Below are 22138 nucleotides of genomic sequence, written 5' to 3' on the forward strand. Positions count from 1 at the left end.
GCGAAGCGAATTCCCGGCGGTCAGGCCCGTCGGGTTAGACGGCCGCCGCCGTTGCGGAAGCGCGCCTGGCCGTCGCGGACGTCGTGGTAGGAGACGAGCAGCAGTCGCAGGTATCCGTCGAACGCCTCGAGGGGGTAACCGGCGGGTGCGAACAGGCCGGGCCGGACCGGCACGTAGCGCTGCGGAGGGGCGGAGGTCATGCCGCCCGCGAACTCGGTGAAGATCCGCTCTTGCGATGCGTCCGCCGGTTCGTAGGTCACCCGCTCCTCCAGCTGACCTTCGACGATGCTGACGTCGATGCGGAGCTGATTGGAGCGGTAGGTGCCCACATAGGGGGCGAGGTCGACGTCCTGCCCCAATTCGGTGATCAGCGTGGGGATCTGGACGCCGAGGTGCTCGGCCATGAGCCACTGCAGGATCTGGTCCTGCAGCATGATCGCCCCCGAGGTGTTGCCGAAAGCGGCGAAGACCAGGTCGTGTTCGGGCACGACGCACAGGATGGACACACCGCCGGGCGACGCGCCCGACATGGCGAGGACGGTCGTCTCGCCGAACGGGTACAGCACCCAACCGAGGCCGATCGGCGGGACGTTCGGGCTGGCCATGTCGTGGGCGACCTGCTGCATCAGCGTGGTCGACTCGGGCGAGAGGACCCGTGTGCCCGAGGGGGACACGCCGCCCGCGAGGTGGGTGCGTCCGAAGGCGAGCAGGTCGGCGACGGTGCCGATCGGCGTGCCGCCTGCCGGTCCCCAGGTCTCGGGCAGCGTGAACATGCCGGTGGGCTCGGCCGCCATCGTCTCGAGGTCATTGAAATGGCCGACCGCGGTGCTGCGGAGGATGGCCTGCTCGGCCGAGGTGCTGGAGTCCTGCATGCCGACCGGCGCGTAGACGTCGCGCTCGAGCAGGTCGGGGAAGGACAGGCCGGTCACCACTTCCAGCAGGCGTCCCGCAACGATCATGCCGCCATTGGAGTAGCTGAGCTGCTCGCCGGGTTCGAACAGGGTGCCGCAGCTGCTCGCGAGGCCGTCGGCGTAGGTCCTCAGGGCGTCGCGGCCCTTGGCGTCGGGGAAGAACAGGTCCGCGTCGATGCCGTTGGTGTGCGAGATCAGGTGTCGGACCGTGATGTCGTTCGTCGCGCCCGGTGCGGTCAGGGCGAAGTCGGGTAGGTACTTCACCACCGGCGTGTCGAGGTCGAGGAATCCGCGCTCGACCTGTTGGAGGACCAGCGTCGTGGTCAGGACCTTGGTGACGGAGCCGAAGAGGAATCCGGTGTGTTCGAGCATCGGTGCGCCGGTGGCGACATTCGCGGTGCCGTGTGCGACGACGACCTGTTCGCCTGCGTGGTAGATGCCGGCAACGAAACCGGGGACGTTGTTGGACTCGCAGTAGGCGGCGGCCTGCTCGCGGATCTGGGCTTCGACGGTGTGCAGTGCGTTGTTGTTCATGCGATCCATCGTCGAACCTTGCCCCAGGGGCAAGGTCAAGTCCCGCACCGAAAATCCCCGCCAAGCACCGGGTAGTTTGCCTACCCTAAGGGTAGGTAGCCTATCCTAAGGTCCGAAATCACGGCGACGACCGGCGCCGCGCGACGAAGATCGGACCTGTATGTCTTCTCCCTCGGACTCGACGGCACTCCCGCACGCCACCGGACAGTGGCTTCCCGTCACCGCCGCCCAGTCCGAGGTGTGGGTCGCGCAGCGGCTCGCGCCCGCCAGCCCGGCCTACAACATCGCCCTGACCGTCGAGGTGAACGGGCCGCTCGACATCGCCCGCGCGGTCGAGTCCGTGTACATGACGATCCGCCGGGCCGAGGCGCTGCACGTGCGGTTCGCGGTCGGGGCCGACGAGGTGCTGCGGCAGCAGCGACTCGATCCCGAGGGGTGGACCCTGCGGATCATCGATCTGCGTGGCAAGCAGGATCCCGCCGCCGCGGCCCGCGCGTGGGTCGAGAACGACATGCAGACCGTCGCCGAGTTGGAGAGCGACGAGCCGCTGTTCACCCAGGCGATCCTGCGGATCGACGACGAGCTCACGTGGTGGCACCAGCGCTACCACCACAGCATCGTCGACGGCTATGGAGTCGTGTTGCTGGTCGCCGAGGTCGTCGGGCGGCAGGAGCATCCCGATCTGCTGTTCGACGAGCAGGACTGGTCGCTGCAGACCGCGATCGACGAGGACGCCGAGTACCGCGGCTCCGGTCGATACGACGCGGACCGGGCGCACTGGCTGGAGTGGCTGGCCGACGCCCCCGAACCCCCTGTGCTGCTGCCGCCTTCGCCGGACCCAACCGCGCCGCCGATCAAGGCCACCGTCGAACTCGATGCCGAGACCGTTGTCGGGCTGTTCCGGTTCGCCGACGCCCAGGACATCCGGCGCACCCGCATCCCGTTCGCGATGATCGCCGCATACCTGCACCGGGTCAGCGGCCAGACCGACCTGATGCTGTCGGTGCCGTTGACCGGTCGCACCGGTAGGGCGCTCCGGAACCTGCCGTCGATGGCCTCGACCATCCTGCCGATGCGGCTGCAGGTGAACGGGGACAGCACGCTGGCCGCGCTGGCGGCGCACATCGACAAGGGGCTGATCGGCCTGCTCCGGCACGGTCGCTACCGGGGCGAGGACCTCGCCAGGGAGGTGCGCGCGCTCGACCCGTCGCGGCGCCTGTTCGGTCCCGGCGTGAACATCGTGATGTTCGAGCATCCCATGACCTTCGGCGGCAGCCCCGCATCCGCGCAGAACATGGTCACAGGTGCGATCGGCGAGCTGGACTTCACCGTGCAGGGTGGCCAGGAGGGCCAGTCGATCCGGATCGACCTGCGCGTCGGAGCGGGTCTCGGGGACGAACTCGAGCGGCACCGTCAGCAGTTCACCGAGTTCATCGGTCAGCTCGCCGCCGCGCCCGACGCCCCGATCTCGCGATTCGACGTGATGTCGGACGTGCAGCGGCGGCAGGTGCTGGTGGACTTCAACGACACCGCCCGGCCGCAGCCCTCGCACACCGTGCCCGAACTGTTCGCGGCGCAGGCAGCGGCGACCCCGGACCGGGAGGCGCTGATCGCGGGCGAGGTCCGGCTCACCTATCGGGACCTCGGCGCGCGCGTGAACCAGCTCGCGCGGCACCTCACCGAGCGTGGACTGGCGCCGGAAGAAGTTGTCGCGGTGGGCGTTCCGCGCTCCGCCGAGATGGTCGTCGGGCTGCTCGCGGTGATGACCGCAGGCGGCGCCTTCGTGCCCCTCGACCCGGCCTGGCCGCAGGACCGCCGCGACCAGGTGCTCGCGGACGCAGGCGCACGGCTGGTGCTCACCGGCCCGGGCGGGGTGCAGGCCCCGCCGGAGTCGGGGGTGGCGGTGGATCTTGCCGATTGGGCGCACGCGGGTCAGTCGGCGGATCCCCTCGGCGCCGAGATCGCGGGCCAGTCACTGGCCTACGTCATCTTCACCTCCGGTTCCACCGGCAGGCCCAAGGGCGCGATGATCCGGCACGAGGCGATCTGCGCCCGGTTGCTGTGGCAGGTCGAGGAGGTGCTCGGGTTCGGCGTCGACGACGCCTCGCTGTTCAAGGCGCCGCTCTCCTTTGACATCTCGGTCAACGAGATCCTGCTGCCGCTGGTCTCCGGTGGCCGGCTCGTGGTCGCCGAGGCGGGCGGCGAGCGCGACCCGCACTACCTGCTCGATCTCATCGAACGCGAGCGGGTCACCTTCGTGTACCTGGTCTCGTCGATGCTCAGCGTGCTGCTGGACCTGGCCGAGGGCGGCCGCTCGCTCGACGGCCTCCGGCACGTCTGGTGCGGCGGCGAGGTGCTCACGCCGGAACTGTTCGACCGGTTCCGGCGCAGGCTGAGCACCACGTTCTATCACGGCTACGGCCCCGCCGAGGCGACCATCGGTGTCTCCCATGTGATCTACCGCGACCGGGCCGAGCGGATCGCATCCTCGATCGGCAGGCCGAACCCCAACACCCAGCTGTACGTGCTGGACTCGCAGCTGCGGCCGGTGCCGCCGGGAGTCGGCGGCGAGCTGTATGCCGGCGGCTACCTGCTCGGCCGCGGCTACGTCGGCGCAGCCGCGCTGACGGCCTCGAGGTTCATCGCCAACCCGTTCGCCGAGGACGGCTCCCGGCTCTACCGCACCGGTGACCTCGCGCGGTGGGCGGAGGACGGCAGCCTCGACTTCATCGGCCGCGCCGACAACCAGGTCAAGATCCGCGGCATGCGCCTCGAGCTCGAGGACGTCGAGGCCGCCCTCGCTTCGCACCCGGGCGTCCGCGACTGCGCGGTGCTGGTGCGCGAGAACAACGGGTCCAAGTACCTTGCGGGCTACGTGGTCTCGCACGCGGACCACGCGGCGCTGACCTCCGACGAGGTGCGGGCCTGGGCAGCGGCCAAGCTGCCGGAGTACATGGTGCCCACCGCGGTGCTGGTCCTCGACGAGTTCCCGTTGACCGCGAACGGCAAGCTCGACCGGCGGGCGCTGCCGGAACCGGATCTGCGCGCCGCGCTGCCCGGGCTGGCGCCGCGCACCGAGCGTGAGCAGCAGCTGTGCGCCATCATCGCCGGGGTGCTCGGCGTCGACAGCGTCGGCGTCACCGACGACTTCTTCGCGCTCGGCGGCGACAGCATCGTCGCCATCCAGCTGGTGAACCACGCGCGTGGCGCCGGCCTGAACTTCAGTGCCCGCGAGGTCTTCCAGCTGCGCACCGCGGAGGCCCTCGCCCGCGAGATCGAGGGACGCGCCGAGGCGTTGGTGGACCGGCTCGACGTGCCGCTCGGCGAGGTCCCCGCGACGCCGATCATCGCGCACACCAGCGAGTCCGGCGAGGCCGTCGCCCGGTTCCACCAGTCGGTGCTCGTGCAGACGCCGATCGGGTTCCACGAGGACGCGGCGCGCGCGGCACTGGCCGCCGTGATCGAGCGCCACGATGCGCTCCGCGCCGCGCTGGTACGTGGCGAGCGCTGGACGCTGTCAGTGCCCGAGACCGCAAGCGAGACTGCCCTGCTGCGCAGGATCGACGCGGAACACCTGACCTCGGCCGAGCTCGATGCCGTGGTTTCACGCGAAACAATCGATGCCGCAGCGCGACTCGACCCCGACGCGGGCGTGATGCTCGTGGCGGTCTGGTTGGACGGCGGGGCGGACCGCCCCGGGCGGCTGCTGCTGGTGGTCCACCACCTGGTGGTGGACGGTGTGTCCTGGCGGATCCTGATCGAGGACCTGGCCAGGGCTGGATCGGCGGCGACGGCCGGCATTCCGGTCGAGCTGGCCCCTGTCGGCACCTCGCTGCGCCGGTGGTCCCAGCTGCTGTCCGAGCGGGCCGAATCCGGTGCGTTCGACGGCGAGCTCGACCACTGGCTCTCGGTGGCACGGACGGCGGACCCCGCACTCGGCTCGCGGGCGCTCGATCCGGCGCTCGACCGCTGCGGCGCAGCCGAGTCGATCACGGTGAGTCTGGCGCCCGAGTTCACAGGCCCGCTGCTCGGGGCCGTACCCGCCGCGTTCGGCGGTCAGGTCGGCGACGTGCTGCTCACCGGGCTCGCGGCCGTGCTGGCGGACTGGCGGGGTCAGGCCGGTTCCGGTGCCGGTTCATCCGGCACGCAGGTGGTCCTCGACCTCGAGGGCCACGGCCGCGAGGAGGACGCCGCGGGCAGGCCGGTCGACCTCGGCCGCACCGTCGGCTGGTTCACCAGCCTGTACCCGGTCCGGATCGACGCGGGTGCGCTCGCGGACAGCCTCGACCCGGCCGCGCTCGGCGCGGCGGTGAAGGCGATCAAGGAGCAGCTGCGGGCAGTGCCTGGCAACGGCATCGGCTACGGCGCGCTGCGGTACCTGAGCTCCTCGGGTGCCGAGCTGGCAGGCGGCGTCACCCCGCAGGTGCTGTTCAATTACCTGGGAAGGGTTTCCGCCTCCGAGGGGGCGGACTGGCTGCCGATCGCGATGGACGGCGCCAATGACCCCGACGCGCCGATGGGCCACGCCATCGAGTTCAACGCGATCGCGGAGGACGGACCCGACGGGCCCACGCTCCGCACCACCATCACCTGGGCACCCGGGTTGTTCCCCGCGGCGCGGATCGCCGCGCTGTCGGAGGCCTGGACCGCGGTGCTGCGTGCGCTCGCGGCCAGCGCCCCGTTCGGCGGCCACACCCCCTCGGACTTCCCGCATGCGCGGCTGGGCCAGGCGGACGTGAGCCAGATCGAGGCCGCGGCCGCCGACCTGGTCGACGTGCTGCCGATGACCCCGCTGCAGGAGGGCATCTACTTCCACAGCGCGTTCGAGACCGAGCACTCCGATCCCTATGTGGTGCAGCAGATCATCGAGCTGACCGGGCCGGTGAACCCGCAGGCGCTGCACGCCGCGCTGCAGACGGTCGTTGACCGGCACGCGGCGCTGCGCACCGGGCTGCGCGCGGTGTCCGACGGCCGGGTGGTGCAGGTGGTCTCCGGCGACGCCCGCGTCCCGATGGAGACGGTCGACCTGCGGGGACTGAGCCGCGACGAGGCCTCGTCGCGGGTCCGGCAGATCCTCGCCGACGAGCGGGTGCGCGGCTTCGACCTCGAGCAGGCGCCCCTGCTGCGGTACGTGCTGGTGCGGCGGGACGGGGCGAGCGAAGCGGGGGAGGCGACTGCGGACGAGCACCTGCTGCTGCAGTCGATCCACCACATCGTCGCCGACGGCTGGTCGGTACCGGTGATGCTCCGTGAGCTGATGGCGCTGTACGCGCCCACCGGTTCGGCACCCGCGGCGCTGCCCGCCCCGGAGCCGTACCGGAACTACCTGGGCTGGTTGGGCTCCCGTGACCGGGAGGCGTCGATCGAGGTGTGGCGTGCCGCGCTCGCAGGCGTCGACGAGCCGACCGGGCTCAGCAAGGCCGAGCGCGGCACCGAGGTCGGTGTCCGCGAGGTCAAGGTCAACCTGTCCGCGGCGCAGACCGCGGACCTCATCGCGTTCGGACGCGCTCGCGGCCTGACGCTGAGCACCCTTGTGCACGGCGCATGGGGCCTGCTGCTCGGCCGGCTCACCAAGCGCCGGGACGTGCTGTTCGGCTCGACGGTCTCCGGTCGGGGAGGCGACCTGCGCGGCATCGAGACCATGGTCGGTCTGTTCATCAACACGGTGCCCGCCCGGTTGCGCTACCGCGCGGAGGAATCCGTCGCCGCCGCGCTGACCCGTTGGCAGGACGAGCAGTCGAGGCTGCTCGAGCACCAGTACATCGGCCTGAGCGAGCTACGCAGGCTGACCGGGCTGCAGGAGCTCTTCGACACCCTTGTGGTGTTCGAGAACTACCCGATCGGTGAGGGCGCCGTCGCCGATCCGACCGGCACGCTGGAGATCACCGGCATCACCTTCGAGGAGAACCCGCCGTATCCGGTGACGCTGATCGTCGCGCCCGGCGACGAGCTGCGGCTGGAGGTCAAATATCAGGCCGCGGTGGTCGACTCGGCCACCGCCGACCGGTTGGCCGACGGCATGGTGTCCTTCCTCGGCGAGCTGGTGCGTGACGGCGACCAGCCGATCTCCGCGCTGGCGCTGGTGACCGAGGCCGAGCGGGACGAGCTGGAGGCGAGCTGGGCCGCATCCATCGGATCCGCCGAAGCCCGTACCCTCACCGACCTGCTCGACGAGCAGGTCGCGCGCACCCCGGACGCGGTCGCCGTCGAGTTCGAGGGCCTGTCGCTGACCTACGCCGAGCTGCACGCGCGGTCGAACCGGCTGGCGCGCCAGCTCGTCGACCGCGGGGTCGGACCGGAGTCGCTCGTGGCCGTCGCGCTCGGCCGTTCGCTCGAGCTGATGGTCGCGCTGCTGGCCGTCGGCAAGGCAGGCGGCGCCTACCTGCCGCTCGACCTCGACTACCCGGCCGACCGGTTGTCGTACATGCTGGCCGATGCCGAGCCGGTGTGCGTGCTCACCGACGGCCAGCCGTTCGAGACCGGGCTGCCGGTGCTGACGGTGGATCTGTCCGAGCCCATGGGGGATTCGGATGTGCCGCAGGCGGTTGCCAGGGCCGTGGCGGGCAATCCCGCGTACGTCATCTACACCTCGGGTTCGACCGGCAGGCCCAAGGGCGTGCTGGTGTCGCACGAGGCCATCGTCAACCGGCTGCTCTGGATGCAATCGGAGAACCCGCTGGCGGTGGGGGACCGGGTGCTGCAGAAGACGCCGTCGAGCTTCGACGTCTCGGTGCCGGAGTTCTTCGGGCCGTTGATCGCCGGGGCCACCGTCGTGCTGGCCCGGCCCGGCGGACACAAGGATCCGGGATACCTGGCCGGCCTGATCTCCGAACGCGGCATCAGCCGTGCGCATTTCGTGCCGTCCATGCTCGACCTCTTCCTGGCCGAGCCGGGCGCCGTCGCATGCACCGCGTTGCGGGTCGTCGCCTGCTCGGGTGAGGCGCTGTCCGCCGCAGCGGCCCGGCGCTTCGCCGAGGTGCTGCCCGGCGTCCGCCTGGACAACCTCTACGGGCCCACCGAGGCCGCGGTCGAGGTGAGCTACTTCTTCGGGGCACAGGCGCTGTCCGCGTCGGCGCACAGCGTGCCGATCGGCGCGCCGGTCGCCAACACCCGGCTGTACGTGCTCGATCAGTACCTGAACCCGGTGCCGCCGGGCGCCGAGGGGGAGCTGTACCTGTCCGGGCCGCAGCTCGCCCGCGGCTATCTGGGCCGCGCCGCGCTGACCGGGGACCGGTTCGTGGCCGACCCGTTCGTCGCAGGCACCCGGATGTACCGGACCGGAGACCTGGTGCGGTCCGTGGACGGTGAACTCGAGTACGTCGGCCGCGCCGACGACCAGGTGAAGCTGCGCGGCTTCCGGATCGAGCTCGGCGAGATCGAGGCTGCGCTGCTGGCCGATCCGTCGGTGGCCCAGGCCGCCGTCCTGGTGCGCGAGGACCGCCCAGGCCAGCAGCGCCTGGTCGCCTACGTCGTGCCCTCCGGGCCCGTGAGCACTTCCGGCCCGCAGGGGGACCAGAAGTACTCACAGGCGCTGGCCGCCTCCCTGCCGGAGTACATGGTGCCCAGCGCCTTCGTGGAGCTCGACGCGTTGCCGCTGAGCCCGAGCGGCAAGCTGGACCGCAAGGCCCTGCCCGCGCCGGACTTCTCCGTCGCGGTGTCGGAGGCCGCCCCGAGCTCGGGCACGGAGGGACGCATCGCCGCCCAGTTCGCCGAGGTGCTCGGCCTGGACCGGGTTGGCGCGGGAGACGACTTCTTCACCCTCGGCGGCGACAGCATCCTGGCGATCCGGCTGGTGAACCTGGCCCGCCGCGACGGCGTCACGCTCACCCCCCGCCAGATCTTCGAGCAGCGCACCCCGGCCGCCATCGCGCGGTTGGTCGGCGAGGCGGCCCCGGTCGCGGAGGCGGCCACGCCCGGCGCACCCGTCGCGGACGGCGTCGGCGAGGTCATCCCGCTGCCGGTGGTGCACCGGCTCTCCGAATGGTCCGGCGGCACCGACCGCTTCAACCAGGCCGTGCTCCTGTACACCCCGGCAGGCGCCGACGAGCGCGGCCTGACCGCGGCGCTGCAGGCGCTGCTCGACCACCACGACGGCCTGCGCGCCCGGTTGACCCGGCACGCACCCGGCGTGTGGTCGACGGTGACCACCGAACCCGGTTCGGTGGGCGCCGCCTCGATCTTCACCGCCGTCGACGCCCGCGACCCGGAGTCGCTGCGCGACATCGTGACCGAGCACTCCGACGCGGCGACCGACCGCCTCGACCCCGAGTCGGGGGTGATGCTGCAGGCGGTGTGGTTCGATGCCGGACCGGAGACCACCGGCCGCCTCCTGATCGTCGCGCACCACCTCGTGGTCGACGGGGTGTCCTGGCGGATCCTGCTCGAGGACCTCGCGATGGCGAACGTGGCGTCGGCATCCGGCCAGGATGCGGCGCTCGATCCCGTCGGCACCTCCCTGCGCGGGTTCGGCCGGATCGTCGCCGAGCAGGCCCAGGGCGCCGAGCGCCTCGCCGAGCTGGCGCACTGGTCCGACGTGACCGCGCCGGGAGCGGCGCTGGTGCCGGAGGTCAGCGGTCACGCGACCATCGGAACCGGCTCCCAGCACCGGATTTCGCTCTCCGTGGACGACACCGCCGCCGCCTTGACGACCGTGCCCGCGCTGGCGAACGCCGACGTGACCGACGTGCTGCTCAGCGCGCTGCGGATCGCGGTCAGCCGCTGGCACCGCGACACCGGCCGCGCCGCGTCGGACCTGCTGGTCGACCTAGAGCGGCACGGTCGCGAGGAGCTGGCGCCTGGCGTTGACCTGTCCCGCACGGTCGGCTGGTTCACCAGCATCAGCCCGGTCCGGCTGCGGGCGGGCGACCGGCCGCTGGATGTGCTCAAGGACGTGAAGGAGCGGCTGCGGGACGCGCCCGACGGCGGCATCGGCTACGGCATGCTGCGGTACGCGAACGCCCGCACCGCCGCCCTGCTCGCCGCCCGCGCGGAGTCGCAGGTCCTGTTCAACTACCTGGGCAGGATGCCGTCGGCGGATCTCGGCATCTCGGTCCCGTGGGCCCCCGCCCCCGAGACCGGTGCGCTGTCAACCGATCCCGACGCCGACATGGGCGGGCCCTACCTGCTGATCGTCAACGCGATCTGCGAGGACACCGCCGAGGGTCCGGTGCTGACCGCGAACTTCGGCCGCTCCGAGCTGGGGCTGACCGAGGCCGACGGTGAGGCGCTGAGCCAGGGCTGGGCGCAGGCGCTGCGCGAGCTCGTCGAGGTCGCGGCGCGCCACGACGGTCCCGGTGCGCTGACGCCGTCCGACGTGCCGCTGGTGACGCTGACCCAGGCGGAGCTGGACCTGATCGCCGAGCGCAGCCCGGCTGGGGTCGACGCGGTGTGGCCGCTGTCCCCGCTGCAGGAGGGCCTGTACTTCCAGGCCACCTTCGACGAGGGCGCCGACATCTACACCGCGCAGTTCTCGCTGGACTTCGCGCACCGGCTCGACATCGAGCGGCTGGCCTCGGCGCTGCGCACCCTGCAGCGCCGGAACCCGACCCTGCGTGCGGGATTCCTCAGCGACGGCCTCGCAGCGCCGGTGCAGTTCATCACCGCGGACCTCGACGTCCCGATCGTCGAGTTCGACCTGCGCGAGCTGACGGAGGCCGAGCGTGAGGCCCACGCCGCCGAGCTGATGGCCACCGACCGGCTCGCCCCGTTCGACCTGACGGCGCCGCCGCTGTGGCGGGCAATGGTGATCCGCCTCGGCGACGACCGCGACCGCCTGGTGGTCAACCGGCAGTTCCTGCTCTGGGACGGCTGGTCGAACGGCATCGTCGTCAGCCAGCTGCTCGCGCTCTACGAGGCCGCGGGCGACGACAACGGGTTCCCGACCCCGACCGGCGGTTTCGACGACTACCTGGGCTGGCTGCGCGACCGCGACAGCGAGACCGGGCGGACTGAGTGGCGGCGCGCGCTGGCCGGTCTCGAGGAGCCGACCCTGCTCGGGTCGGCCGTGGCCGGGGCCCCCGCGCTGCCCGGCCGCCGCGACACCGTGCTCACGGCCGAGCTGAGCGAGCGGCTGCGGGCCAGGGCGTCGGCCACCGGGGTCACCTTCAACGCCGTCCTCAGTGGCGCGCTCGCGCTGGTACTCGGCGCCGCGACCGGCCGCGACGAGGTCGTGTTCGGCATCACCGTCGCGGGCAGGCCCCCCGAGGTCGAGGGCCTCGACACGGTGGCCGGACTGTTCCTCAACACCGTCCCGGTCCGCACCACCCTGCGTCCGGCGGAGCGGGTGGAGGACCTGTTGCGGCGCAGCCAGTCCGAGCGCCTCGGCCTGATGCCGCACGACTATCTCGGACTGGCCACGATCGGGCGCGAGTCCGATCACCGTCAGCTCTTCGACGTGCTCTACGTGCTGCAGAACTTCGTCGACGAGAACCAGGTGTCGGCGCTCAACAGCGCGCACGACATCAGTGGCGGCGACAGCGTCGACCACACCCACTACCCGCTGACCGTGGTGGTGACACCCGGCAACCGGGTGAAGATCAAGTTCGAGTTCCGCCCCGAGGCGGTGGCCGAGTCGACGGTCGAGTCGATGCTGGCCCGGTTCGTCGGGCTGCTCGAACTGTTCGCCGACGACGTGTCCGCACCGGTCGGGTCGCTTGACCTGTCGCTGCCCGGCGAGCGCGCGGCGCTGACGGCAGGCTCGACCGAGCGGGAGCTGCCCGAGTCCACCATCGCGGACCTGTTCGCGGAGGCGGCCGCGCGCACCCCGGACGAGGTCGCGCTGGTGTTCGGCTCGCAGTCGGTGACCTACCGAGACCTCGACGGCCGGATCAACGCCATGGCCCGGCTCCTGCTGGCACACGGTGCCGGTCCGGAACAGATTGTGGCGCTTGGCCTCCCGCGATCGGTGGAGATGGTCGTCGCGCTGTTCGCGGTGCTGCGCACCGGGTCGGCGTACCTGCCGCTCGAGCTGGATCACCCGGCGGAGCGACTGCTCGGGATGCTCGAGGATGCCGGGCCGGTGGCGCTGGTGACCACCGTCGCGGTCCGCGAGACCCTCGCCGGTTTCGAGGGCGCGGCGATCGTCCTCGACGACGGCGCGAGCCGGGAGCACGGCACCGGACCGCTGACCGACGCGGAGCTGGGCGGCTTCGCCCCAGGCACCCCGGGGCGGCTGGACCACCCGGCGTACGTCATCTACACCTCCGGCTCGACGGGCAAGCCCAAGGGCGTGGTCACCGGGTACCGCGGCCTGACCAACATGCAGTTCAACCACCGCGCGGAGATCTTCGACCCGACGATCTCGATGACCGGCGGTCGACGCCTCCGGATCGCGCACACGGTGTCGTTCGCCTTCGACATGTCGTGGGAGGAGCTGCTCTGGCTCGTCGAGGGACACGAGGTGCACATCTGCGATGAGCACCTGCGCCGGGACGCGGAGGCTCTGGTCGCGTACTGCAATGCCAACGCCATCGATGTCGTCAATGTGACGCCGACCTACGCGCAGCACCTGTTCGAGGAGGGTCTGCTCGGCGACGGTCCCGGCGAGCATCGGCCGCCGCTGGTGCTGCTCGGCGGCGAGGCGGTGCCGGATTCGGTGTGGAGCAGGCTGCGGGACACGGAGGGGACGTTCGGTTACAACCTGTACGGCCCAACCGAGTACACGATCAACACGCTCGGCGGCGGCACGTCGGACTCGGCGACGCCAACGGTCGGCAAGCCGATCTGGAACACCCGCGCCCACATCCTCGACTCGTGGCTGCGCCCGGTCGCGGACGGGGTGGCAGGCGAGCTGTACATCGCGGGCATCGGCCTGGCCCGCGGCTACCTGGACCGCTTCGGCCTGACCGCCGAGCGTTTCGTGGCCGATCCGTTCGCGGCGGGCGGCCGGATGTACCGCACCGGTGACCTGGTGCGGCGCGGCGCCGACGGCAACATCGACTTCCTCGGCCGCACCGACGACCAGGTGAAGATCCGCGGTCACCGCGTCGAGTTGGGCGAGATCGAGTCGGTCCTGGCCGGCCTCGACGGGGTGCGGCAGTGCGCCGTCATCGCGGCGCCCGGCCCTGGCGGCGTCAAGCGGCTGGTCGCCTACGTCGTGCCCTCCGGGCCCGTGAGTGGTTTCGGCCCCGATGCGGGCCAGAAGTACTCACAGGCGCTGCGCGCCAGCCTGCCGGACTACATGGTTCCCGCGGCCTTCGTGCCGACCGACACCCTGCCGATGACGGTGAACGGCAAGCTCGACGTGCGAGCGCTGCCGCCGGTGCCGGACGCGGTCGGCTCGGGCTCACGCGCGCCGGCCGACCACATCGAGCAGGCGCTGTGCGAGCTGTTCGGTGAGGTGCTCGACGTCAGCGAACTCGGCGTGGCGGACAGCTTCTTCGACCTCGGCGGGCACTCGCTGCTGGCGACCCGGCTGATCAGCCGGGCCCGGTCGGCGCTCGCGACCGAGCTGACCATGCGGGACCTCTTCGAGGCGCCAACCGTTGCGGAACTGGCGGAGCGGGTCCGGGCACGGGGCCAGGCGGTACGCCCGGTGCTGGCGCCGATGGACCGGCCCGAGAACCTGCCGATGTCGTCCGCGCAGCAGCGGCTCTGGCTGATCCAGCAGATCGAGGGGGAGTCCGCCGCGTACAACTTCCCGATCGTGTTGCGCCTGAAGGGCGAGCTCGACGCCGGGCTGTTCGCGACCGCGCTCGCGGACGTGGTCGGCAGGCACGAGTCGCTGCGCACCGTGTTCGGAGAGGTCGACGGCCTGCCCGTGCAGCGGGTCCTCGACGAGGCGACCCCGGAGCTGACGGTGGTGGACGGTACCGAGGCCGAGATCGCGGGCCTGGTCCGCGGCGCCGTGCTGCGGCCCTTCGACTTGACCCGCGAGATCCCGGTGCGCGGCACCGTGATCCGGCTGGACGCGCACGATCACGTCCTCGCACTGGTGCTGCACCACATCGCCACCGACGAGTGGTCGGACCGGCCGTTCCTGCGCGACCTGATGCTCGCTTACGCCTCGAGGGCGCACGGGCAGGCACCGCAGTGGGAGCCGCTCGCCGTGCAGTACGCGGACTACACGCTCTGGCAGCGTGAGCTGCTCGGTGACCCCACGGACCCGGATTCGGTACTGAGCGAACAGCTCTCGTACTGGGAGCGGACGCTGTCCGGTGCGCCGGAGGAGCTGACGCTGCCCACCGACCGGGCCCGGCCCGCGCGGCCGAGCTTCGCGGGCGGGGCGATCGAACTGGACCTGGATCCGCGTACCACCGCGGCGCTGCGGGCGCTGGCGGCCGACAGCGGCGCGAGCATGTTCATGGTGCTGCACGCCGCCGCCGCGGCGCTGCTGCACCGCATCGGCGCGGGCGATGACCTGCCGCTCGGTGCGCCCATCGCGGGCCGCACCGAGCAGGGCCTCGACGAGCTGGTCGGGTTCTTCGTCAACACGTTGGTGCTGCGCACCGACGTGAGCGGCAACCCGACGTTCGGTGAGCTGCTGGCCCGGGTCCGCGAGCTCGACCTCGCGGCGTTCAGCCATGCCGACGTCCCGTTCGAATCCGTTGTCGAGCGACTGAACCCGGCCCGCACGCTGGCAAGGAACCCCCTGTTCCAGGTGATGGTCGGCTACCACAGCCGGACCGCCGACCTCACGGAGCTGGGCGGGCTGACCCTCGAACCGGTGCCGCTGCAGGAGCGGACCGCCAAGTTCGACCTGGTGTTCAACTTCACCGAGTTCCTGGACGAGGATCGGATCGCGCTGCGCCTCGAGTTCGGCGCTGACCTGTTCGACCGGTCGACCGCCGACGCGATCGCGCACCGCCAGCTGGCGCTGCTCGATGCCGTCGCACAGGAGCCGTCGATGCCGATCGGCGCGGTCGACGTGTTCCTACCGGGCGAGCGGAACCTGGTGCTGGTGGACTTCAACGACACCGGCAGGCCGGTGCCGGAGGAGACCCTCGACGCCTCCTTCGCGCGCTGGGTCGCGGCAACGCCGGACGCGGTGGCCGCGCTCGACGAGCACGGCAGCGCGACCTACGCCGAGCTCGACGAGCGGTCCGACCGGATCGCCGCGGTGCTCGCCTGCCTCGGCGTCGGTGCGGAATCGGTGGTGGGCCTTGCTGTTCCGCGTTCGGTGGACATGGTCGCCTCGGTGCTGGCCGTCCTCAAGCTGGGTGCGGCCTACCTGCCGCTCGACCTGAGCCACCCCGCGGACCGGATCTCGTACATGCTGGTCGACTCGAACGCGGGGGTGCTGCTGAGCACAGCAGCGGAGTCCGCGCGGATCGAGGAGGTGCCGGGCCTGCGCCGGGTGCTGCTCGACGAGCCGGACGTCGTCGCGGAGCTCGCCTCGGCGGGGAGGCCGCTGACCGTGGTGCCCGCGGGCATCGATCACGCGGCCTACGTCATCTACACCTCCGGGTCCACCGGCAGGCCGAAGGGCGTGGTGGTCTCCCACGAGGGCATCTCCAGCCTGGTCGCCACCGCCGAGGACCGGATGCGACTGGTGCCGGGTTCGACTGTGCTGCAGTTCGCCTCGGTCGGGTTCGACGTCGCGGTGTTCGAGCTGTCGATGGCCCTGTGCACCGGGTCGCGTCTGGTGATCGTGCCGGACCGCTCGCGGGTCGCGGGCCCGGAGCTGACCGACTTCATGCACGAGCACGAGGTGACGCACGCGATCATCCCGCCGTCGCTGATGGCCGCGCTGCCGCCGGGCGCCCTGGTGCCCGCGGGCTGCACGGTCCTGGTCGGCACCGAGACCGTGCCGCCGGACCTGATCGGGCGGTGGGCGGAGCGGCTGAATCTGCTGGCCGCCTACGGCCTCACCGAGGCGACGGTGAACAACACCCTGTGGCAGGCGCAGCCGGGCTGGAACCAGGCCGTGCCGATCGGCATCCCGGACCCCAACGAGCAGGCGTTCATCCTCGACGCGCGACTGCGGCCGGTTCCGGTCGGCGTCGCGGGGGAGCTGTACATCGCCGGCCGCGGGCTGGCCCGCGGCTACCTCGGCAAGCCGGCGTTGACGGCGGGGCGTTTCGTCGCCAACCCGTTCGGCCCCGGCCGGATGTACCGGACCGGTGACCTGGCGCGCTGGCGGGCCGAGGGCAATATCGACTTCCTCGGCCGCGTCGACGACCAGGTGAAGATCCGGGGCTTCCGCATCGAGCTCGGCGAGATCATCGCTGCGCTCGCGGACAGCGAGGGCGTCAACCAGTCCGCGGTCGTCACCGACCGGGACGGGTCGATCGCCCGGCTGATCGGGTACGTGGTGCCGTTCGAGGGCGCGGTGGTCGATCCGGCCGCGGTGCGCGCCCACGTGGCGTCGTCGCTGCCGGACTACATGGTGCCCAGCGTGGTCATCGTGCTCGACGGGCCACTGCCGCTCACGCCGAACGGCAAGCTCGACCGTAAGGCGCTTCCCGCGCCCGACTGGTCGGAGCTGACCGGCGACGTCGCGCCGCGGACCCCGAGGGAGCGGGTGATCGCGGACCTGTTCGCGGAGATCCTGCACCTGCCCTCGGTCGGTGTGCACGACAACTTCTTCGACCTCGGCGGTCACTCGATGGCCTCGATGCAACTGGTCGGCCGGGTGCGCACCGAACTCGGTGCTCAGCTGAGCATTCGGGAGGTCTTCGACGCACCGACCGTCGCGGAGCTCGCCGAGCTGACCGAGGCGGACAACGGTGAGGGCAGGCCCGCCCTGCTCGCGGGCGCGTCCCGCGACGGCGCTGCGCCGCTGTCGCCGCCGCAGCGCAGGCAGTGGCGGATGTACCGGGAGTCGCCGACCGCCAGCCACGCCCTCTCGCTCTACCCGGAGCGTCGTCTCGACGCCGAGTCGCTGGCGCTGGCCCTCGACGACGTGGTCTCGCGGCACGAGCCGCTGCGCACGGTGTTCTTCGAGCGCGAAGGAGTGGTGTACGGCCAGGAGGCGGTGCGGCCTCAGGTCGGGCTGGTCGATGTCGGCGACGGCGATCTGCACGCGCGGGTTTTCGAGCTGGCCCAGCAGCCGATGGATCTCACCGAGCAGGCGCCGCTGCGGGTTCAGCTCGTGGAGGACTCGTCGGGTCGCCAGGCCCTGCTGCTGGTGATGCACTACCTGGCCGTCGACGAATGGTCCGTGGTGCCGTTGCTCGGCGAACTGCTCGCCGGCTACCTGGCGCGGCAGGCGGGACACGCGCCCGAACTGCCGCAGCTGCCGGTGACCTATGGCGACTACGAGGCGTGGTCGCGGCAGGTGCTCGGCGACCCTGCGGACGAGTCGAGCAGGCATGCAAGGCAACTCGCGTACTGGCGGGAGCGGCTGTCCGGACTGCCCGAGGCCATGAGCATGCCGGGCGTGAGGCCGGGTGGTCCCCGCCGCGGCGACGTGGTGCCGCTGCCGATCGATGAGTCGCTGCATCGCGAGATCGACGCGCTCGCCCGTCGGACCGGAACCTCGATGTTCATGGTGTTGCAGTCGGCGCTGGCCGTCGCCCTCACCGAAGCCGGTGTGGGCGAAGATCTTCCGATCGGGGCCCTGGTGGCCGGCCGGACCGAGGAGGCGCTGTCCGGGTTGATCGGCTGCTTCTTCAACACGGTGGTGCTGCGGACGGACACCTCGGGTGAGCCGACCTTCGCTGAGTTGCTGGCCCGGGTCCGGGAGAGCAACCTGTCCGCGCTCGAGCATCAGGATGTCGGATTCGATGACGTGGCAACCGATCTCGGTGGCGATGCGCTGCGGCCTCAGGTGATGGTCGTGCACCACGAACAGGCGCGCCTCGGCGAGCTGGACGGAGTCTTCGGTGGCCTGCTGCCGGTTCCGGTCGGCGAGCCGGTGTCGGACCTGGCGCTGAGCTTCTACGAGCCGGTGGGCGATGGCCCCGTGCACGCCTACCTCGGCTACCGGACCGACGTGCTCGAGCCCGCCGTCGTGTCCGCGCTGGCGGATCGGTTGCTGGCCCTGCTGGCAGCCGCGTGTGCCGACGCGGATCGCCGGATCGGGGTGACCGAGTGAAGGCCCGCCCCGGGCCCCGAATTAGGGTAGGCTGCGCTACTATTCAGCGCGGCCCGAATGTTGGACCCCGAGCTATGTCAGCAACAAGTAGCACTGCCGCCGGCCGAACCGGCGAGGATGGATGACGCGTCATGGATACGACTCTCTCGGCCGCTGACCGCGACCAGTCGCCGACCTACGACCTGGTCGGTGTCGGCTTCGGGCCGTCCAACCTGGCGCTGGCCATCGCCATCGAGGAGCACAACGCGAAGTGTGCCCCCGGGGACCGGATCGAGGCGCGCTTCCTGGAGAAGCAGGACCACTTCCGCTGGCACCCGGGCATGCTGCTGGACGGCGCGACCATGCAGATCGCGTTCCCGAAAGACCTGGTGACCTTTCGGAACCCGGCCAGCTCGTTCAGCTTCTTCTCCTACCTGTTCGACAAGGGCCGGCTGGTCGACTTCGTCAACCACCAGACCTTCTTCCCGACCCGGCACGAATTCAACGACTACCTGCAGTGGGCAGCGGGCCGGGTGGACGCGGACGTCAGCTACGGCACCGCGGTCACCAAGGTTCGGGGCGAGACCGGCGCCGACGGCGCGGTCGACGAGTTCACGGTCGAGACCGCCGACGGCGCGCAGGTCCGGGCCCGCAACCTCGTCGTCGGGGCCGGCCTGCGGGAGCGGATCCCGGAGTGGGCGACGCCGTCGGCGCGCTGCTTCCACAATCACCAGTTCCTCTTCCGGGTCGACGAGCTGCCCGAGCTCAAGCACCAGCGGTTCGTGGTGCTCGGCGCGGGCCAGAGCGCGGCCGAGGTGGTCCAGTACCTGCACCGCAACTACCCGCAGGCCGAGGTGCACAGCGTGTTCTCCCGCTACGGCTACAGCCCGGCGGACGACAGCCCGTACGCGAACCGCATCTTCGACCCCGGCGCCGTCGACGAGCTGCACGGTGCCGACAGCACCGAGCGCGAGCGGATCCTGTCCCTGCACAAGAGCACCAACTACTCGGTGGTCGACATCGAGCTGATCAACGAGCTGTACACCACCGAATACCAGGAACTGGTGCGCGGCCAGCGGCGCCTGTTCATGCGCAGGGCCTCCGAGATCGACGGCGTGGTCGAGACCGAGGAGGGCATCGAGGTGAGCGTGCGCAGCAACCTCGACGGCCTGACCGACTCGCTGATGTGCGACGCGCTGGTGCTGGCCACCGGGTTCACCCCCACCCCGCTGAGCAACCTCATCGGCGACCTGGCCCCCGAGGGCGGGGTCGCCACCGAGGTGGACCGCGATTACCGGCTGGTCACCCCCGAGAACGTCCGCGGTGGCATCTATCTCCAGGGCGGCACCGAGAAGACGCACGGCCTCACCTCGTCGCTGCTGTCCAATGTCGCCGTCCGCGCCGGTGAGATCCTGAATTCTGTGCTGGAAAATCGCCCCGACCACGGCGATCTTGATAGGGTCGAGGCGTCCGCTGGGGCGGAAACCTCAGCGCGGGAAACACCGATGAACGAATTTGCGACAAGCGAGGCCAGATGAGCACCAATCCCTTTGACGACGAAGACGGCCGTTTCTATGTGCTCGTCAACGACGAGGACCAGCATTCGCTGTGGCCGACGTTCTCGGACGTCCCGCAGGGGTGGCGTGTGGTGTTCGGTGAGGACAGCCGCCAGGCGTGCGTCGAGTACGTCGAGGCCAACTGGACCGACATGCGCCCGAAGAGCCTGCGTGAGGCCATGGAACGCGACGCTGCCGAGCGCGGAAACCAGAGCTGACAACCCGGCGCCACCGGCGCAGGCGCACTGACTACGACGCCCGATTCTGACCCGACCTCCGTCGGCTCAGGGTCGGGCGTTTCAGCGTTCCTGTGCGGCGCAGAATCCGCGGCCGCCGCATGGTCCTGGCGATCCACTCGCCGAGCGTGACCCCGGCGGCGAGCGCGCATCCGATGCCGAACGCCGAGAGCAGCGCGCTGAACCCGTCCAGCAACTCGTTGTTGAGCAGGGCGTACAGGCCCCGGTAGAGGGCGAGACCCGGCAGCAGCGGGGTGATGCCCGCGACCGCGATCACCTGCGGCGGCGTCAGCGCCCGGCGGGCCAGGATGCCGCCGACCGAGCCGACGACGGTCGCCGCGATGGCAGAGGCGATGACCGGGCCGATGCTCACGCTCAAAGCCAGGCTGTAGACGAGAATGCCGGCGGCGCCGCCGATACCCGCGACGGGCAGCGCCCGTCGCTCCGCGTAGCAGGCCACCGCGAAGAACAGCGAGGTGAACGCTCCCGCGACCACCTGCACCGGGATCTGGGCCAGCGCGGGCGGCGGGACGGTGGTCAGCACCGGCAGCGTCGAACCGAGCGCGCCCGCGATCCGCAGCGAGATCGCGACGCCCGCGATGATGCCGCCGGTCATCATGAGGACCTCGAAGAACCGCGCGACGGCGGTGATCGGCGCGCCGGTGATGGCGTCCTGCACCGAGCCGACCAGCGACAGTCCCGACAGCAGCACGATCACCCCGGCCGCGATGATCAGCGACGGCCGGATGGTGATGCCCAGTTGGTCGCTGAAGGTGTACAGCAGGCTGGCGGGCGCGGCGGCGATCAGTCCGCCCATCACGTGCTGGAAGAAGAACGGGAGCCCGACGGCGTTCAGCCTGCGGTTGACCCGGTCGATGACCATGGTGGTCAGGAAGCTGACAACCGCCACCAGCAGGTTGCCGCCGAGCAGCACCGACGCGGACGCCGCCATCGACGCCCACGCCAGCGTCGCCGTCCAGCGGTTGTAGGGATGCGGCGCCCGGGTGATCCTGGTCAGCTCGTCGTGCGCGTCGTCCGGGTTGACCGCCTCCGTCCGCAGTCGGCGGGTGAGCCGGTCGACCGCGGCGAGCCGGGTGAAGTCCAGCGCCCGGTAGTGCACGATCCGCATGGTGGCCGCCGGCGGCATCGTCGGCCCGCGGTGCGCGCTGATGCGGATCGCGTTGTAGGTGACGTCGACGTCGCAGCGCGCGAGCCCGTAGCTCGCGGCGACGAACTGGACCTGCGCGGTGGTGTCCATCGCGGAGGTGCCCGACGCGAGCAGCACCTCGCCGGACCGGAGGGCGATGTCGAGGACCTCCGCGACCTTGGCGTCGTCGGTGAGGTCGATCGGCTGCAGGGGCGCGGGGGCGGAGGTCTGGTCGTCGACCACCGCCCGTTCTTCACCGATCAGCCTGTTCAGCGAGGTGAGTGCGTCGCGCAGGCGCCCCCTCGCCACGTCAGGACACCGCGTCCGCTTCGCTCAGATCCGTTGCCGCGAAGGCAGATTCGAGGTCAGTGTGCCGGAAGATCGACGTCACCTGATCGTGCACAACGCGGAAGGCGGTGGCGACCGTCGCCTTCTCGTCCGGCTTCGAGGCCCAGCTGGCCTCCTCCTCGACCACGACGACGCCCTCGTGCACGAACATGCGTCCGGCGATCAGGGTCAGCCCGGACTCGGAGGCCCACTCGCGCAATGCGGTGAGGCCCTGCCCGGCACCTTCCGGGCCGGCCACCTCCACGTCGTCGCTCGAGAGTGCGAGGAGGGTGTCGATGTCGGAATCGTTCAGTGCGTCGTGCCACGCGAGGACCGTGGCGATCTCCGAGGTGCTCATGCGTCCACGCTATCGGTTTCCGGCCGCGGAGGGCGTGCATGGGGCCTGCGCCTTTTCGGGTGCGACCGCCGGACCAGCGAACTAGGCTTTGAGGCGCTGACGCTGGAGCGCCGGT

Annotated in this window: 6 protein-coding genes; 3 read left to right on the forward strand and 3 right to left on the reverse strand. The window is 71.1% G+C overall.

From position 1 onward, the window contains the following. Positions 1–20 precede the first annotated feature (20 nt). Positions 21–1445, reverse strand: coding sequence for a serine hydrolase domain-containing protein (locus RM1_RS19435; RefSeq protein WP_218019728.1), 1425 nt, complete (start codon positions 1443–1445; stop codon positions 21–23). A gap of 160 nt (positions 1446–1605) precedes the next feature. Here RM1_RS19435 and RM1_RS19440 point away from each other — a divergent pair, with 160 nt between their 5' ends. The 3 genes from RM1_RS19440 to RM1_RS19450 all read left to right on the forward strand — a co-directional run bounded on the left by RM1_RS19440 (position 1606) and on the right by RM1_RS19450 (position 20173). After that, positions 1606–18420: a non-ribosomal peptide synthetase gene (locus RM1_RS19440; protein ID WP_072753363.1), complete on the forward strand. Its 16815-nt coding sequence runs from the start codon at positions 1606–1608 to the stop codon at positions 18418–18420. A gap of 131 nt (positions 18421–18551) precedes the next feature. Beyond that, complete coding sequence (locus RM1_RS19445) at positions 18552–19937, forward strand: lysine N(6)-hydroxylase/L-ornithine N(5)-oxygenase family protein (RefSeq protein WP_072753364.1); 1386 nt, start codon at positions 18552–18554, stop codon at positions 19935–19937. Then, positions 19934–20173 carry an MbtH family protein gene (locus tag RM1_RS19450; RefSeq protein ID WP_027503481.1) on the forward strand — a complete coding sequence of 80 codons (240 nt, stop codon included), beginning with the start codon at positions 19934–19936 and terminating at the stop codon, positions 20171–20173. The genes RM1_RS19445 and RM1_RS19450 overlap by 4 nt, the downstream gene beginning before the upstream one ends. Before the next feature lie 31 nt (positions 20174–20204). Here the strand turns inward: RM1_RS19450 and RM1_RS19455 are convergent, their stop codons facing one another. Then, the gene (locus RM1_RS19455) at positions 20205–21647 is read right to left on the reverse strand and encodes a threonine/serine exporter family protein (protein ID WP_081830689.1); all 1443 of its coding nucleotides are present in this window, start codon (positions 21645–21647) and stop codon (positions 20205–20207) included. Between the two features lies 1 nt (position 21648). After that, positions 21649–22023, reverse strand: coding sequence for a nuclear transport factor 2 family protein (locus RM1_RS19460; RefSeq protein WP_072753365.1), 375 nt, complete (start codon positions 22021–22023; stop codon positions 21649–21651). Between the last annotated feature and the right edge of the window lie 115 nt (positions 22024–22138).

This window comes from Rhodococcus maanshanensis NBRC 100610, from assembly GCF_001894865.1.
Lineage (GTDB): Bacteria > Actinomycetota > Actinomycetes > Mycobacteriales > Mycobacteriaceae > Rhodococcus_G > Rhodococcus_G maanshanensis.

What these genes read in the sequence shown, in the direction of transcription:
- RM1_RS19445 (WP_072753364.1), top strand. Translation starts at nt 18,552, where the DNA reads ATGGATACGACTCTCTCGGCCGCTGACCGCGACCAGTCGCCGACCTAC.
- RM1_RS19440 (WP_072753363.1), top strand. Translation starts at nt 1,606, where the DNA reads ATGTCTTCTCCCTCGGACTCGACGGCACTCCCGCACGCCACCGGACAG.
- RM1_RS19435 (WP_218019728.1), bottom strand. Translation starts at nt 1,445, where the DNA reads ATGAACAACAACGCACTGCACACCGTCGAAGCCCAGATCCGCGAGCAG.
- RM1_RS19460 (WP_072753365.1), bottom strand. Translation starts at nt 22,023, where the DNA reads ATGAGCACCTCGGAGATCGCCACGGTCCTCGCGTGGCACGACGCACTG.
- RM1_RS19450 (WP_027503481.1), top strand. Translation starts at nt 19,934, where the DNA reads ATGAGCACCAATCCCTTTGACGACGAAGACGGCCGTTTCTATGTGCTC.